General features: G+C 65.3%; 12 protein-coding genes. 3 read left to right on the top strand and 9 right to left on the bottom strand.

Annotated features, from left to right (window positions below; genetic code table 11):
• Positions 1 to 80: 80 nt before the first annotated feature.
• Positions 81 to 1025 carry a cation diffusion facilitator family transporter gene (locus CA833_RS14390; RefSeq protein ID WP_142634177.1) on the top strand — a complete coding sequence of 315 codons (945 nt, stop codon included), beginning with the start codon at positions 81 to 83 and terminating at the stop codon, positions 1023 to 1025.
• Position 1026: 1 nt separating this feature from the next.
• Here CA833_RS14390 and CA833_RS14385 read toward each other — a convergent pair whose 3' ends face one another.
• The 5 genes from CA833_RS14385 to CA833_RS14365 form a co-directional block, all read right to left on the bottom strand.
• Positions 1027 to 1401, bottom strand: coding sequence for a cytochrome c family protein (locus CA833_RS14385; RefSeq protein ID WP_242526118.1), 375 nt, complete (start codon positions 1399 to 1401; stop codon positions 1027 to 1029).
• A gap of 227 nt (positions 1402 to 1628) precedes the next feature.
• Positions 1629 to 3857 carry a catalase/peroxidase HPI gene (katG, locus tag CA833_RS14380; protein ID WP_207078408.1) on the bottom strand — a complete coding sequence of 743 codons (2229 nt, stop codon included), beginning with the start codon at positions 3855 to 3857 and terminating at the stop codon, positions 1629 to 1631.
• Between the two features lie 262 nt (positions 3858 to 4119).
• Entirely contained in the window at positions 4120 to 5142 is a 1023-nt protein-coding gene (locus CA833_RS14375; protein WP_142634181.1) for an alpha-ketoacid dehydrogenase subunit beta, read from the bottom strand.
• Entirely contained in the window at positions 5139 to 6137 is a 999-nt protein-coding gene (locus CA833_RS14370) for a thiamine pyrophosphate-dependent dehydrogenase E1 component subunit alpha (RefSeq protein WP_207078407.1), read from the bottom strand. Before CA833_RS14370 ends, CA833_RS14375 begins: the two co-directional genes overlap by 4 nt.
• A 69-nt stretch (positions 6138 to 6206) precedes the next feature.
• Positions 6207 to 7943 carry a class I adenylate-forming enzyme family protein gene (locus CA833_RS14365; protein WP_207078406.1) on the bottom strand — a complete coding sequence of 579 codons (1737 nt, stop codon included), beginning with the start codon at positions 7941 to 7943 and terminating at the stop codon, positions 6207 to 6209.
• Between the two features lie 296 nt (positions 7944 to 8239).
• Between CA833_RS14365 and CA833_RS14360 the strand changes: the two genes are divergently transcribed.
• Entirely contained in the window at positions 8240 to 8542 is a 303-nt protein-coding gene (locus tag CA833_RS14360; protein WP_142634187.1) for a hypothetical protein, read from the top strand.
• 81 nt (positions 8543 to 8623) lie between these two features.
• Positions 8624 to 9304 (top strand): L,D-transpeptidase, encoded by a 681-nt coding sequence (locus CA833_RS14355; RefSeq protein ID WP_207078405.1) that lies wholly within the window; start codon positions 8624 to 8626, stop codon positions 9302 to 9304.
• Between the two features lie 336 nt (positions 9305 to 9640).
• Here CA833_RS14355 and CA833_RS14350 read toward each other — a convergent pair whose 3' ends face one another.
• The 4 genes from CA833_RS14350 to CA833_RS14335 all read right to left on the bottom strand — a co-directional run bounded on the left by CA833_RS14350 (position 9641) and on the right by CA833_RS14335 (position 14315).
• Entirely contained in the window at positions 9641 to 11179 is a 1539-nt protein-coding gene (locus CA833_RS14350; protein WP_207078404.1) for a hypothetical protein, read from the bottom strand.
• 164 nt (positions 11180 to 11343) lie between these two features.
• The gene (gene map, locus CA833_RS14345) at positions 11344 to 12111 is read right to left on the bottom strand and encodes a type I methionyl aminopeptidase (protein ID WP_207078403.1); all 768 of its coding nucleotides are present in this window, start codon (positions 12109 to 12111) and stop codon (positions 11344 to 11346) included.
• Between the two features lies 1 nt (position 12112).
• Complete coding sequence (locus tag CA833_RS14340; RefSeq protein ID WP_207078402.1) at positions 12113 to 12343, bottom strand: ParD-like family protein; 231 nt, start codon at positions 12341 to 12343, stop codon at positions 12113 to 12115.
• 283 nt (positions 12344 to 12626) lie between these two features.
• A complete protein-coding gene (locus tag CA833_RS14335; protein WP_207078401.1) occupies positions 12627 to 14315 on the bottom strand; it encodes an FAD-binding protein in 1689 nt (562 codons plus the stop codon).
• Between the last annotated feature and the right edge of the window lie 97 nt (positions 14316 to 14412).

Genomic DNA, 14412 nt, shown 5'->3' with positions numbered 1-14412 from the left:
TAAGGCACTTGCGAAAACGGACCGGGCCGGTGACAGTCGCAGGCTGAATTTCAGTCTCTACCGAGGAACCCGGCCCGCCGATGGACCAGCCCGACAGCGTCGCCGCGCACTTCAAGGCCAATATCGTCCTCTACGGCGCGCTGGCGGCCAACCTCGGCATTGCCGTGGCCAAGTTCGTGGCCGCCGCGATCAGCGGTTCCTCCTCGATGCTGACCGAGGGCGTCCACTCGCTGGTGGACAGCGGCAACCAGATCCTCCTGCTCTACGGCCAGAAGCGCGCGGGTCGCAAGCCGGACCCGACCCACCCCTTCGGTTATGGCCGCGAACTCTATTTCTGGGCCTTTGTGGTCGCCATCCTGATCTTTGCGGTGGGCGCGGGCGTGTCGATCTACGAGGGCATCGTCCATATCGCCGACCCGCACCCGATCGCCGACCCGACACTCAACTACATCGTGCTCGCCATCGCGTTCGTCATGGAAGGCGCATCCTGGTCGCTCGCCGTGCGCGAGTTCAACACCGGGCGCGGCGAGCAGACCTGGTGGCAGGCGATCCACCGCAGCAAGGACCCGCCCGGCTTCATCGTCCTGTTCGAGGACAGCGCCGCGCTGATCGGCCTCGTCATCGCCGCCCTCGGCGTCTGGGCCTCGATCCACTTCGCCGACCCGCGCATCGACGGCGTCGCCTCGGTGCTGATCGGCGGCGTGCTGGCCGGCGTCGCGATATTGCTCGCCCGCGAATCCAAGGAATTGCTGATCGGCGAGGCGGCCGATCCGGTACTGATCGCCAAGATCCGCGACGTGCTCGACGGCCACCCGCGCATCGACGCGGTCAACCACATCCGCACTATCCACACGAGCCCGCAGGCGATCTTTGTCGCCATCAGCGCCGACTTCGCCGACGACCTCAGGATGGGCGATGCCGAAACGCTGATCGAGGAACTGGAGCGCCGGATGAAGGCGCTCTCGCCGTGGATCACCTCGATCTACATCCGCCCGGAAAAACGCAGCGATGCGATGGTGTGGTGAGCTATTTCAACGTCATCAGATAATCGATCACGTCCTTGCGCTTGGCAGGATCCGGGATACCGGCGAAGGGCATTTTCGTGCCCGGCACTTTCTTCTGCGGCGAGGTCAGCCAGGCGTCGAGCGTGGTGCGGTCCCAGGTGAGACCCGATGCCTTGAGCGCGGGGCTATAGGCATAGGCGGGAAGGCTCGCTGCCTTGCGCCCCGCTACGCCGCGCAGGTTGGGGCCGTAGGACGTCTTGCCCGCCTCTGTGGCGTGGCAGGCAGCGCAAGTGGCAAAGATGGCGGGGCGCGGGGCAGCGTTTTGCGCAGAGCCGGTGGAGGCCAATGCAATGGCCAGAACCGCGACCGGGGCGGCGGCGAGGAAACAGGTCTTCACAAGAAAGCAATCCGATGAATGGGGGGTGTGAGGTGGGTTGGCGCCTCTAACGCCCGATGCCGATCCAAACCACCCCGTCATCCCCGCGAAGGCGGGGATCCCGCCTTCTTCTCGACCGCCGCGAAGAAGCGGGGCCCCCGTCTTCACGGGGGCGACGAAGAGTTTTTGGAGAAGGTGGCGGCGACACTGGCAATCCAGCGCCGCCGTCCAACATCAGAAACCGGACATCAGAACCGGTCGAGGTTCATGACCTTGCCCCAGGCCGCCACGAAGTCGGTCACGAACATCTGCTTTGCATCGTCGGAAGCATAGGCTTCCGAAACCGCGCGCAGTTCCGAGTTCGAACCGAACACGAGGTCGACCGGGCTCGCCGTCCACCTGAGCTTGCCGCTGACGCGGTCGTAGCCCTCGTAGACGCCGGGCGCCTTGTCCGACTTCTGCCACTTGGTCCCCATGTCGAGCAGGTTGACGAAGAAGTCGTTCGACAGCGTGCCCGGATTGGCGGTGAGGACACCCTGCGCGGAATGGCCGGTATTGGCATCGAGCGCGCGCATGCCACCCACCAGCACCGCCATCTGCGGCACCGTCAGTTCCAGCTGGTTGGCCTTGTCCACCAGCATCTCGGCGGGCGAATGGTCGCTGTCCGCGCCGTAGTAGTTGCGGAAACCATCGGCGCGCGGGCGCAGGTAGTCGTAGGACTTGGGGTCGGTCTCGGCCTGGGCGGCATCGACACGGCCCGGAGTGAACGGCACGGAGACGGTGTAGCCCGCCTTCGCCGCCGCCTGTTCCACCGCCGCGTTGCCGCCCAGCACGATCAGGTCCGCCAGCGAGACCTGCTTGCCGGCGGGAGCCGAGGCGTTGAAGGCCTTGCGCACGCCGTCCAGCTTCGCCAGCACCTTGGCCAGTTCGGCAGGATCGTTGATCGCCCAGCCCTTGGCCGGATCGAGCCGCAGCCGCGCGCCGTTGACGCCGCCGCGCATGTCGGTGCCCCGGAAGGTGGCCGCCGCCGCCCACGCCGTCTTCACCAGTTCACGCGGCGCAATGCCGGTGGCGAGGATCTTCGCCTTCAGCGCGGCCGCGTCGGCCTGATCGATCGCGGCGTAGGTGGCCTTGGGCAGCGGGTCCTGCCAGACGAAGCTGACCTTGGGCACATCCGCGCCGAGGTAGCGCGCCGACGGCCCCATGTCGCGGTGGGTGAGCTTGAACCACGCCCGCGCAAAGGCCTGCGCAAAGAGTTCGGGATTCTCGCGCCACCGGGTGGTGATCGCCCGGAAGCCGGGGTCTTCCTTCATCGCGATGTCGGTGGTGAACATGATCGGCGCGTGACGGACGTCGGGACGGTGCGCGTCGGGAACGAGCTGCCCGGCGGCCGGGTCCTTGGGAATCCACTGCGTGGCGCCGGCCGGGCTCTTGGTCTTCACCCAGTCGAAACCGTAGAGGTTGTCGAGATACTGCGTGGTGAAGTGGATCGGGTCCGCCGACCATGCGCCTTCAAGGCCGCTGGTGATCGTGTCCTCGGCATTGCCCTTGCCGCACTTGTTGGCCCAGCCAAGACCCTGCTGCTCGACCGGCGCGGCCGAGGGATCGCCGCCAAGGCACTCTTCCGGCTTGTGGGCGCCATGCGCCTTGCCGAACGTGTGGCCACCCGCGATCAGCGCAGCGGTTTCCTCGTCGTCCATCGCCATGCGGCCGAAGGCGAGGCGGATGTCGGCAGCGGCTGCCAGCGGGTCGGGATTGCCGTTGGGGCCTTCGGGGTTGACGTAGATGAGGCCCATCTGCGTGGCGGCCAGCGGGCCCTTCAGGCCGGTCTTGGGATCGCGGCGCTCATCGCCCAGCCACTTCTTCTCAGGCCCCCAGAATACCGTGTCCGGCTCCCAGCTGTCGATGCGGCCGCCCGCAAAGCCCAGAGTCTTGAAGCCCATGTCCTCCAGCGCGACGTTGCCCGTCAGCACCATCAGGTCGCCCCACGAGATCTTGCGGCCGTACTTCTGCTTGATCGGCCAGACGAGGCGGCGCGCCTTGTCCAAACTGACGTTGTCCGGCCAGGAGTTGAGCGGATCGAAGCGCTGCTCGCCGCCCGCACCGCCGCCGCGGCCGTCGACCACGCGGTAGGTGCCTGCCGAGTGCCAGGCCATGCGGATGAAGAACGGGCCGTAATGGCCATAGTCCGCCGGCCACCAGGGCTGCGAGGTCGTCAGCACCTTGCGGATATCCGCCTTCACCGCCGCGAGGTCGAGCGAGGCGAACTCCTTGGCGTAATCGAAGTCCGCACCATAGGGGTTGGACGCGGGATCGTTCTGGCGCAGCGGCGAAAGGTCGAGCCGGTCCGGCCACCAGTCCTTGTTCGTATTGGCGGTCTCGGCCGCGGGCGCCGCCTCGGCATGAGCGGGCGTGGCGGCGAGCGGCAGCAGCACGGCAGCCATCAGCGCGCAAAGCGAAGTCGATGTTCTGGACATTGGGTCCTCCTCCTGTTGGAACGAACGCTTGTTGGAGGTCCCGGATAGCGGGGCAGGGAATTTCTAAAAAACTGATCGATTTAATGATTGTGATCGCCTGTCACGATTACACAACATTTTGCCACATTCGCGCGGACGTCGGAAAACGCATTTCCCCCCGTCCTTGCGCCAGAACGCCGCCACCCACACGGCAGTTCGCCATGCAAAAGGCCCCCGCATCGCTGCGGAGGCCCTGCCCTTACAGTCAATCCGGCTTGCCGCTTCAGCCCATCGCGACGAGGCGCTGCGCCTCGGCAATGATCTCGGGTGGCTGCACCAGGAAAGCATCTTCCAGCTTCTTGGCAAACGGAACCGAGCAGTAGGGCGCGCCAAGGCGGCCGACCGGAGCCTTCAGCTTGCCGAACAGGGCTTCCTGCACGGTCGCGGCGATTTCCGCGCCAGGGCCGAAATTGCGGCCGGCTTCGTGGACCACCAGCAGGCGACCGGTCTTCCCGGCCGAGGCCAGCACGGTTTCCTTGTCCCACGGCGAAATCGTGCGCAGGTCCACCACTTCGACCGAGACGCCCGCCTTGGTCAGTTCCTCATAGGCCTGCATGACGGTGAACATCATCTGGCCATAGGAAACGATGGTGATATCGCTGCCCGGCGCGACCACGTTGGCCTTGCCCAGCGGGATCGGGCCCTGACCCACCGGCACGTCCATCGGCACGAACAGCGTCTTGCCGCTTTCGACGATGATGACCGGATCCGGATCCTGAATGGCCGAGAGGTAAAGGCCCTTGAAGTCCGCCGGGGTCCAGGGGATCACCACCTTGATGCCGGCGGTGTGGCAGAACCATGCCTCGTAGAAGTCGGCGTGCTGGCCGGCGGTCTGGTTGCCCGCGCCGGTCAGGGTGCGGATCACCATCGGCACCTGGCTCTGGCCGCCAGACATGAAGCGCAGCTTGGCCGCGTGGTTCACGATCATGTCCATGGCGACAGTCGTGAAGTTCATCAGCATGATTTCAGCCACGGGCTTGTAACCGCCCATGGCTGCGCCGATAGCCGCACCGATGATCGCCTGCTCCGAGATCGGCGTCGAGCGCACGCGCATCGTGCCGAACTTGGTGGAAAGGCCGCGGGTCACGCCAACGACGCCGCCGCCTTCGTTGTCCGCAATGTCCTCGCCCAGCACGAGGACCTTGGGATCGGCCTCCATCGCCTCCATCAGCGCGGCGTTGATCGCCTGAAGGCCGTTCATCTTCACGGTTTCGACGACCGGAGCGTCAAGGGTATCGGTGCTCATGCCGGAATCTCCTCGGCAAAGACGTCGCGGCGCAGTTCGTCGTCGGACGGATATTCGCAGGCCATCGCGAATTCGATGGCGTCGTTCACTTCGGCCTCGATCTTCGCGGTCAGCGCATCGAGTTCCTCGGCCGTGGCGATGCCATCGTCGATCAGCTTCTGGCGGTAGATCGGCAACGGATCCTTCGCCATCGCCTCGGCCTTTTCTTCCTTGGTCATATAGCCATCGGCATCGCCGAAGACATGGCCCATGAAGCGGAAGGTCTTGCATTCCAGCAGCGTCGGCCCCTCGCCCGCACGGGCACGCGCGATGGCGGCGTGGGCGTGGGCATAGACGTCGACCGGATCGTTGCCGTCGACCGTGTAGCCCGGCATGCCGTAGCCGATCGCGCGCTTGGAGATCTGGTCCACCGAAGTGCCGTTCTCGTAACGGGTGTGTTCGGCAAAACCGTTGTTCTGGCACACGAAGATCACCGGCAGCTTCCACACGGAGGCCAGGTTCAGCGCTTCGTGAAAGGCGCCGATGTTGCTGGCGCCGTCACCAAAATAGGCCACGGTGACCTGCTTGGTGCCGTCCAGCAGCGCCGCCCAGCCGAAGCCGTTGGCGATCGGCATGGACGAACCGACGATGCCCGTCGTCACCATCACGCCGGTTTCCGGGTGGGTGAGGTGCATCGGCCCGCCCTTGCCCTTGCAAGTGCCGTCGACGCGGCCGCAGATCTCTGCCCAGAGCGGGCGCAGCGGCATGTCCTTGGCGACCATGTCGTGGATGCCGCGATAGATCGTGCAGATCTTGTCATCGTTATTCAGCAGCACCGAGATGGCCGAGGGAATGCATTCCTGCCCGCGCGCCGAGTAGTACGGCGCGGTGATGCGGCCGCGACGGATCTGGGTGCGGGTGGCGTCGTCGTTGCGCTCGATCCGGATCATCCGGCGATAGATGTCGAGCTGGGTCTTGGCGTCCGGGGTGGCCCGGTTCTCCAGTATTTCGCTCATAGGTCCTCTCTCGATCAGCCCGGTTGTTCGGGGCTGGCTGAACCCCAGTTCAGTACGCCAAGGGGAACCTCACGCAATACCGGGCCGAACCGCCTCGGCGTTATCCGCTTCCAGCCGCGCCCGGGCGAGCTTGCGAACTTCGCTTGACTTCACCTTTTCGCTTCCGGTGAAGGCAAAATCCTCGTCGCGAAAGAACAGCACGCGCCGCGGCACCTTGAAGCTGGCGATGTGGTCCTTGCAGGCGGCGATCACCGCCGCCTCATCCAGTTCCGCCCCATGCGACGGGACAATGCAGGCGACCACCATTTCGCCCAGAAGATCGTCCGCCACCCCCACCGTCTGGCTGCGTTTCACCCCCGGAATCCGGGCGATCACCTCGTCGACCTCGATCGGCGCGACATTGGCGCCGCCGGTCTTGATCATCTCCGTCATGCGCCCTTCCCAGAAGAAGCGTCCTGCCTCGTCGACCCGCCCGGCATCCCCGGTGCGGAAAAAACCTTCCGCATCGAAGCACTCCTCCGGCGCTTTCCCGAGGTAGCCGGACATCAGCGTCGGCCCCTTGATGCACATCTCTCCCACCGTACCCACGGGCACGAGACGGCCCGATATCGGCTCTACGATCTTTAGGATGTTCCCCGGCAATGGCGCCCCGAACGAGCCTTCCACCCGGCCTTCAGCATCGTCGGCGACGAAGGAGGTGCAGATCGTCATCGTCTCCGTGCAGCCGAACGACATCGGCACTTCCCACTGGGTGGAGACGGTCGGGTGCTGCCAGATCCGTTCGCCGCGCGGCACGTATTTCACGCTGGACAGATCCGCCCCTGCCCACTTCGGCGAAGCCTCCAGCCGGGCCCACTGGTGCGGACGGCCGTTGAGGAACGTCACCCGCTCGCGCTCGGCAAGTTCCAGCGCCTCGTCGGCCTCGAACGTGCGCTGGAGCACGACCGTCCCGCCCGTCGACAGCGCGGTGCCGACCACCATCGAGACATTGCCCGACCAGAAAAAGCCGTTGCCGGTCCAGCTGCGCACCGGCTCGTGCATCGCGAAGATCCTCGGCCAGCGCCACCACTGCACCGTGAAGGCCCGCTGCGAATGGACGACGCCCTTGGGCTGGCTGGTCGTGCCCGAAGAAAAGAACACGCCGCCCGCGTCCGCCGGGTGCACCGCGTCGGCCCGCGCCAGCACGAGTTCGTCCGGCACCTCCCCGCCGTGCGCCAGAAACTCGTCCCAGGTCTCCACCGCGCCGCCCGCCTCGACCGCGAACGGTTCGGCCTCTCCCGGCGCCCCCCCGAGGGCAACCAGCCGCCGAAGGTAGTGAAAGCAGAGCGAGGACAAGGCCCCGCGCCGGGCAGACGCGATCCCCGGCTCGAGTTCACGCAGCATCGCGCCGAAGTCCTTCTTCAGCACCCGCGCCTCGTAGAGCAGCAGCGAGATTTGCGAGGCTCGCAACAAGTGTGCCAGTTCCTGCGGCGTCGAGAACGTGCTGAGCGCCACCGGCACCGCCCCGGCCAGCGCCGCCCCGAACAGGCTTGAAAGAAACTCCGGCCGGTTGGTCATCAGGATGCCGATCGGCTCGCCCTTGCCGATGCCGCAGGCAACCAGAGCCCGCGCCACTTCCATCGAGCGGGCCAGCAAATCCTCGTAAGTCCACGCGGTCCGCTGCTCGCCCTTGCGCAGCACCACCGCCTCGCGCGGTCCGTAACGCCCTGCAACCTCGCGCAAGTAGCCGCCGATGGTGTGCACCCCCTGTCCCGGTTCCTGTGCAAGCGGCGGCCCTTCCACCCACGACAGCCCAGCCTGCTCCATGCGTCACATCCTCCCGATCCGCCCGCCGGGGCGCTTGTCCGCAGGCGTAGCAGCGGCATGGGGCAAGGTGAAAGCGATCAGTCACCGCAAGGTCGCGGCAGTCACTTCGCTGCGCCTGTGGAGGCAATCCGGCGCGGCGATCGGAACACCGAAACGCAAATTCGGCAACCAAATCAACTGCCGTCCGTTCAGCCGAGGTGATGCACGACCGGCCAGAAACGCATTGTTCCCCAATTCCGGCTCGGCTTGGAGCATCTCGGGGCGTTCGACAACATAAGTATACAGGAGCTGAAACGATGTCGCCTTACCTCACCAAACTTGCCCCCCTCGCCGTGGTCCTGGTCGGATCGGTCGGTCTCGGCGGCTGTGCGACCAAGGGCTTCGTCCGCGATCAGATCGCCACCGTGAACCAGCGTATCGACGGGCTGGATTCCCGCCTGCAGCAGACCGACGCCACCGCCAAGCAAGCGCTTGCCGAAGGCCAGGCCGCTTCGGGCCAGGCCCAGCAGAACGCACAGCGCATCGACCAGCTCAACGGCCGTGTCGACAGTGTGGAACAGCAGCAGGCCGCCGCCCAGCGCAAGCGCGCCCGCAACTGACGATTTCCCGGCGTTCGTCGCCAGGACAAGGGGTCGGCGTCGTCACGGGCGCCGGCCATTTCCCGCGAGTAACTTCCGACGATGACCAGCGTTCCCCTGGCCCTTGCCGCGATGGCCCTGGCAAGCGCCGCGCCCGCCAAAGGGCCGCACGTACCGGCGCACGGCGCCCAGCCGAAACCTGCAGCCGAGGCCGCCGCCGCCCCATCCACCCGTCAACGCTCAGCCGGTGCCGAACGGGTCGCCGCCTGGATCGCCTCCTCGGCCGACAACCGCAACCTGCCCTACATCATCGTCGACAAGCCCGCCGCCCGGGCCTACCTCTTTGACGCCAAGGGCAAGCCGCTGGCCGACGCGCCGGTGCTGCTGGGCAAGATGCGCGGCGACGAAGCCACGCCCGGGATCGGCGCCAAGTCGCTCTCCGAGATCGGCCCCGCCGAAAAGACCACGCCCGCAGGCCGGTTCCTGGCAAGGTTCGGCATCGCCGCCGGCAACCAGAAGGTGCTCTGGGTCGACTACGCGACGTCGGTCGCGCTCCACACGATCCCGGTGGGGAACAAGGAAAACCGCAAGGCCCGCATGCTGTCGCCCTCCATCGAGGACAACCGGATCACCTTCGGCTGCATCAACGTGCCCAAGGCCTTCTACGGCAAGGGCGTGGCACCGCTGTTCCGGAAGAAGGGCGGCTACGTCTACGTGCTGCCCGACGTCAAACCGCTCGAAGAGGTGTTCCCGCGCCTTCGCGTGCAAGCCGCATCGCAATAGCGGGCGGCGAGCCGGCGCCCTTGGTGCGTTTTCCAATCCGGTGGAAACACCTCATGATTCGGAATCGGCTCTAGGCCGTAAACTCATAAACGACACCATCGAGGCGCCCAAATGGCGAACAGCTCGGGCCGAAGTTGCCGCCGGGCGGGCTGGTTGCCCGTCCAAGGCAGCTTCGGTTCGAGATGGAAGCCATTTGGGCCTCCCTGCGGGATTTGACCAAAATGGCCCAGCGCTGCGTCGGGAAGTCTTGAAATATCGACATATTCCAGCGCCTTCCCTCCTGCCGCTGAGCCATTTTGCCTCAAACCTCGATGGTGCCGTTTATGAGTTTACGGCCTAGCCTCCCGAGCTTGCGGCGGCGGCTGAAGCATCCTCGTGCCCGTCCCACTTCGGATCGGCCTCGATATGCGCGATCAGGCCGCGCGCCTTCTCGCTGAGCGCGCCGCCATGCGGATCGTTCGCGACCAGCGTCAGCGCATCGCGCGCCTCCTCCGATCGCCCCAGTCGCAAAAAGGCATACCCAAGGTCCATGCGCAGCCCCTGGTCGAACGGCGCCAGTTCGACGGCCCGGATCAGGCCCTGCACCGCCAGAGCCGGCGGTTTCATCCCCTGCTCGAGAAAGCTGCGGTAATAGTAGACAAGCGGCAGCGGGTGATCGTTTTCGAGGTGATTGAGCGCCACGAACGGCACCCTTGCGGCCTTGAAGGCCGCCGGCCTGTCCTGTGCGCCCTGTACGCCCTGTGCGATGCGGAACAGCGCATAGCCTTTCTGGACGTAAGCGTTGACCTGCCTGGGATCGAGGGCGATCGCCGCGTCGGCCGCCGCGATCGCCGCCTTGTCGTCTCCGGCATCATACGCGGCTTCGGCGAGCGCCGACAGCACCGCCGGGTCACCGGGGAACCGCGCCGCGATCGCCTTGGCGTCGGTCAGCAGGGCCGGTGCATCCTCGGTGCCGACCCCGCGCTTCGAGCGGATCTGCACCGGCAGGATGGCGGCTTCACCCGCGCCCAGCGCCCGCACCGTTATCGTCCCGACGTGCAAGGAATCCGCAGGGAACTGCAATGCGGTCATCCGGCCTTTCTTGAGATAGAGATCCATGTCCCGGTCCAGCTTTTGCAGGCCGCCGAAGGCCTCCTCGGCGGCTTCGCGCTGTCCCGCTCCAGCCCGCAACAGGTCTAGGTAGCGAGAGAGCTGTCCCCGGCGGGCGGGATCGAACGAAAGGTAATGGTAAAGCAGCCAGCTCCTGCCGTAAAAGGCATCATAGCCACCATGCTTTCTCCTCTCGTATTGCTCCGGGTCGAGAAGATCGCTGGCGGTGACATCCGCGGCGAAGAACAGTTCTCCGGCGCGATGCTGCGCCGCCCTGCCGAGCCATAGCGACCCGTCCTTGTCGAACCGGCTTGTCGCGAAGAATTCGGCAGCCCCTTCGCTCAGCCACCGCGGCATCGCGGTCGAACTGGTGGAGATGAGGAAATGGTGGGCATATTCGTGCAGGAGCGGGATCATCGTGATCGTCGCGTCGCCGGTCGAACTGTGCACCGGCGGGATGATCGCCAGCGAACCACCAGCCCGTGGCACATAAAAACCGCCGACGTAGCGGCTACCTTCGCCGTAGATGGTCCGCACCTCGCGCTCGCTGTTCACAACATAGATCGTGACCCGGTTCGAGGGACTGGGCACCGGCAACTGCGATCCCAATGCCCGCGCCATGCCGGAATGGTAGCGTTCCAGCTGTTCGGCAAACTGCGTGATGTCCTTCTCGCTATCGTCCGCATAAATGACGAAGTGTTCGCTGGACGCCTCGAACCATGCCGCCTGTGCGGCACCCGGCCAGAACGAGGCCGCCACGATGGCGACCCAGACTTTCCACTGCATGCTTGCCCCCACACCGCGTGCGCCGACGGACCGCTTCCGCACAGTACACAACTAGGTCGTAAACTCGCGGACACAGACGCGATTGGCAAGTAATTTCCGATTGTTAATAGGAAAATCACGATCTCTGCAAAGTTTGTGCAGGAACCGGCGCCATGCAGCATTCGTCAGGCCGGGACTTTTTCGTCCCACCGCAAGGTCAGTACTTCCACCCCGGTCTTGGTGACCGCCACGGTATGTTCGAACTGGGCCGAGAGCTTGCCGTCGTCGGTCACCACCGTCCAGCCGTCGTCCTCGGTCGAGACCTTGCGGCTGCCCTGGTTGACCATCGGCTCGATCGTGAAGACCATGCCCTCGCGCAGCTTCAGCCCCTTGCCGCGCCGGCCGAAGTTGAGCACCTGCGGCTCCTCGTGCATCTCGCGGCCGATGCCGTGGCCGCAATATTCCCGCACGACCGAATAGCCGTTGCGCATGGCATGTTGCTCGATGGCGAAACCGACGTCTCCCAGCGTTGCGCCGGGGCGGACCTGGCGAATGCCCTGCCACATCGCTTCCTGCGCCACTTTCACCAGCTTCTGTGTCGCGGGCGGCACCGTGCCGACAATGTAGGTCTTGCTGGAATCGGCAATGAAACCGTTCTTTTCCAGCGTGATGTCGAGATTGATGATGTCGCCGCCGCGAATGATCTCGTCATCGCTGGGCACGCCGTGGCAGACCACGTGATTGATCGAGCAGTTGAGCACGTACTTGAACCCGTACTGCCCCTTGCTGGCCGGGCGCGAGGCAAGGTCGACGGTGATGAAGCGCTCGACCATGTCGTTGACCGCCATCGTCGAAAGCCCGGCCAGGTCCTGCCCGTCAAGCATCTCGAACACGCGGGCCAGCAACTGGCCGGAAATGCGCATCAGCGCGAGTTCGTCCGGGGTCTTGACCATGTCAGGCCGCCGCCGCCTCGGTGTCGGCGTCGTAGCCGCCAACGGGCAGATGGACCTGCGCGGCGGCAAGTTCGCGCTGGACGATCTCGGTGAAGGAGAGCGTGGGATTGGCTTCGGCCAGCATGCCGACCTTCATCCAGAATTCGGCCTGTGCGTTGATCGAACGGCACATCACGGCGCTGGCACGGCGGACTTCCTCGTGAAGGTCGTCGGCAATTTTGACGATGCCCATTATCGGGCCTCAAGCATAAAGAACATACGCTTCGTATATGAACCGTATACAGACAGGTCAAGCAGCGGTTGCGGTCACCCGGCCGGCAGGTTCACGCGCGAAGCGTTTTCCTACCGGGCGCAACCCGTTGTAACTTGCAGGAATGGCCCAGTTCCAAGCTCACCCCGCATTTCGCGCAAGTTTACACCTTCACCGCCAAGGTGACAGTGTGCGCCCCAAGGTGACGGTTTTTGTTCTGGACCGTGTCAACAGTGTCAACCGGCCTGTCACCTTGCGGGAGAGATCAGAGCTGATTGCCCAGCCCGGCGGCATGCCTGGCGGCAATCCAGCCGAACGTCATCGACGGCCCCACGCTCGCGCCCGCCCCCGGATAGACACGCCCCATCGGCGAGGCGGTGGACACCCCGCAGGCATAGAGCCCCTCGATCGGCGTGCCATCGGCCCTGAGCACACGGGAATCGCAGTCACACACCACGCCGCCGTAGGTGCCGACATCGCCCGGAACGATCGGAATGGCGTAGAACGGCCCCTTCTCGATCGTGCCCATGCAGGCGTTGGGCCCCTCCTTGAAGTAAGGATCGCCGAGCCAGTTGTCATAGGCCCGTTCGCCGCGATGAAAGTCCTCGTCCCGGCCGCCGCGCACGAAGCCGTTCCATCGCTCCACCGTGGCCTTGAGGGCAACGGACGGTACGCCGATCTGCTGGCCCAGCGCCTCGATCGTGTCGGCCTGCCGCATCCAGCCGGACGCCAGCCAGCTCGCCATGTTCTTCTTCGCCATGCCTTTGCCCGCCACGGCATATTCGTCCATGTATTGCTGGTCCATGATCGCCCAGCTCGGGATCGCGGGAACGGTGCGGTTGCGAACCAGCATGTTCTCGCAGAATTCCTCGTAGGACCCGCCTTCGTTGAGATAACGGACGCCGGTCTGGTCGACCTGGATGGCATGCGGCTTGCCGGTCGTGCTCTGGGTGCCGGGCTTGACATAGTCACTGTCCCAGCCGGGCGCCTCGCTCATCTGGAAGCCAACCATCTGGTCCATCTGCGCAAGGACCGCCCCCTTGCGCTCCAGTTCGGCATGCATATCCCCGGTGTCGCTCTCGATCCCGTTGGACCATGCCGCGCGGGTTCCCGGCATGTAGCGGTCCCGCATCGGCTGGTTCTGCGAGAAGCCGCCCGCATTGATCAGCACGCCCAGCCGGGCGCCGATGCGCCAGGGCTTGCCGTCCTTGACGGTGACCACGCCGAGCGCCTTGCCTGCTTCCATGAGCACTTCGGAAACCGGCGCCTCCAGACGGATGTCCGCAGCCTCTTTTCCCAGCACCGCCTTGAGCATGCGCCCCTGCAAGGCGGCCCCCGCAGTGACCCAGTGCTTGCCGGTAAGCTTGCCGGCGATGATCTTGAGGCCGATGCGCACGAGCAGCATCCTGATCGCCCAGGAATGCCTGGCGAACGGCAGCTTCATGCCGTCATCCAGCTTCACAGGAACCTCGGCAAACCCCTGACGCAGCCGAGCCGCCCACAGCTTGCCCAGTTCGTTCTTGTCGAACGGCACGGCGGTGACGGTGCGGCTCGTCTTCACCCCGCCGGGAAGTTCATCGTAATAGTCTGGCCAGAACGACGACCCACGCTCCATCGCGACGCCCTGCGAGACGATGAAGTCCAGCATCTTCGGCGCTTCGCGCGCATACGTGCGGCGGCGTTCCGGGCTGGTTCCGGGGCTGTCCTCGCCGTCCGGCACCACGGCATCGAGATATTCGCAGGCCCGCTCGAAGCTGTCCTCGCCGGGAGCCATGAAGCGATTGTTGGGAATCCACATCACGCCGCCCGACTTGGCGGTGGTGCCTCCGACCCAGGGCGCCTTCTCGAGGATGACGACCGACTTGCCCGCCTGCTTCATCAGCAGTGCCGAGGCCATCGAGCCCGCGCCGCTGCCCACGACCACCCAGTCGAACGTCTCGTCGAATTCGGCCATCTTGTTCTCTCACCCTCGCCCTTCGCTCCAATGGCGCGGGCTTTGGCCGAGGTAGAACGGACTTGCCCGGCCTTGGCAAGCGAAGCAGGCGGCCAAG

Source organism: Novosphingobium sp. KA1 (assembly GCF_017309955.1).
GTDB lineage: Bacteria > Pseudomonadota > Alphaproteobacteria > Sphingomonadales > Sphingomonadaceae > Novosphingobium.
Note: the sequence above shows the minus strand (reverse complement) of the source record. Positions and strands in the feature narration are given on the sequence as shown.

What these genes read in the sequence shown, in the direction of transcription:
- CA833_RS14340 (WP_207078402.1), bottom strand. Translation starts at nt 12,343, where the DNA reads ATGGGCATCGTCAAAATTGCCGACGACCTTCACGAGGAAGTCCGCCGT.
- CA833_RS14365 (WP_207078406.1), bottom strand. Translation starts at nt 7,943, where the DNA reads ATGGAGCAGGCTGGGCTGTCGTGGGTGGAAGGGCCGCCGCTTGCACAG.
- CA833_RS14375 (WP_142634181.1), bottom strand. Translation starts at nt 5,142, where the DNA reads ATGAGCACCGATACCCTTGACGCTCCGGTCGTCGAAACCGTGAAGATG.
- CA833_RS14355 (WP_207078405.1), top strand. Translation starts at nt 8,624, where the DNA reads ATGACCAGCGTTCCCCTGGCCCTTGCCGCGATGGCCCTGGCAAGCGCC.
- CA833_RS14370 (WP_207078407.1), bottom strand. Translation starts at nt 6,137, where the DNA reads ATGAGCGAAATACTGGAGAACCGGGCCACCCCGGACGCCAAGACCCAG.
- CA833_RS14360 (WP_142634187.1), top strand. Translation starts at nt 8,240, where the DNA reads ATGTCGCCTTACCTCACCAAACTTGCCCCCCTCGCCGTGGTCCTGGTC.
- map (WP_207078403.1), bottom strand. Translation starts at nt 12,111, where the DNA reads ATGGTCAAGACCCCGGACGAACTCGCGCTGATGCGCATTTCCGGCCAG.
- CA833_RS14335 (WP_207078401.1), bottom strand. Translation starts at nt 14,315, where the DNA reads ATGGCCGAATTCGACGAGACGTTCGACTGGGTGGTCGTGGGCAGCGGC.
- CA833_RS14390 (WP_142634177.1), top strand. Translation starts at nt 81, where the DNA reads ATGGACCAGCCCGACAGCGTCGCCGCGCACTTCAAGGCCAATATCGTC.
- katG (WP_207078408.1), bottom strand. Translation starts at nt 3,857, where the DNA reads ATGTCCAGAACATCGACTTCGCTTTGCGCGCTGATGGCTGCCGTGCTG.
- CA833_RS14350 (WP_207078404.1), bottom strand. Translation starts at nt 11,179, where the DNA reads ATGCAGTGGAAAGTCTGGGTCGCCATCGTGGCGGCCTCGTTCTGGCCG.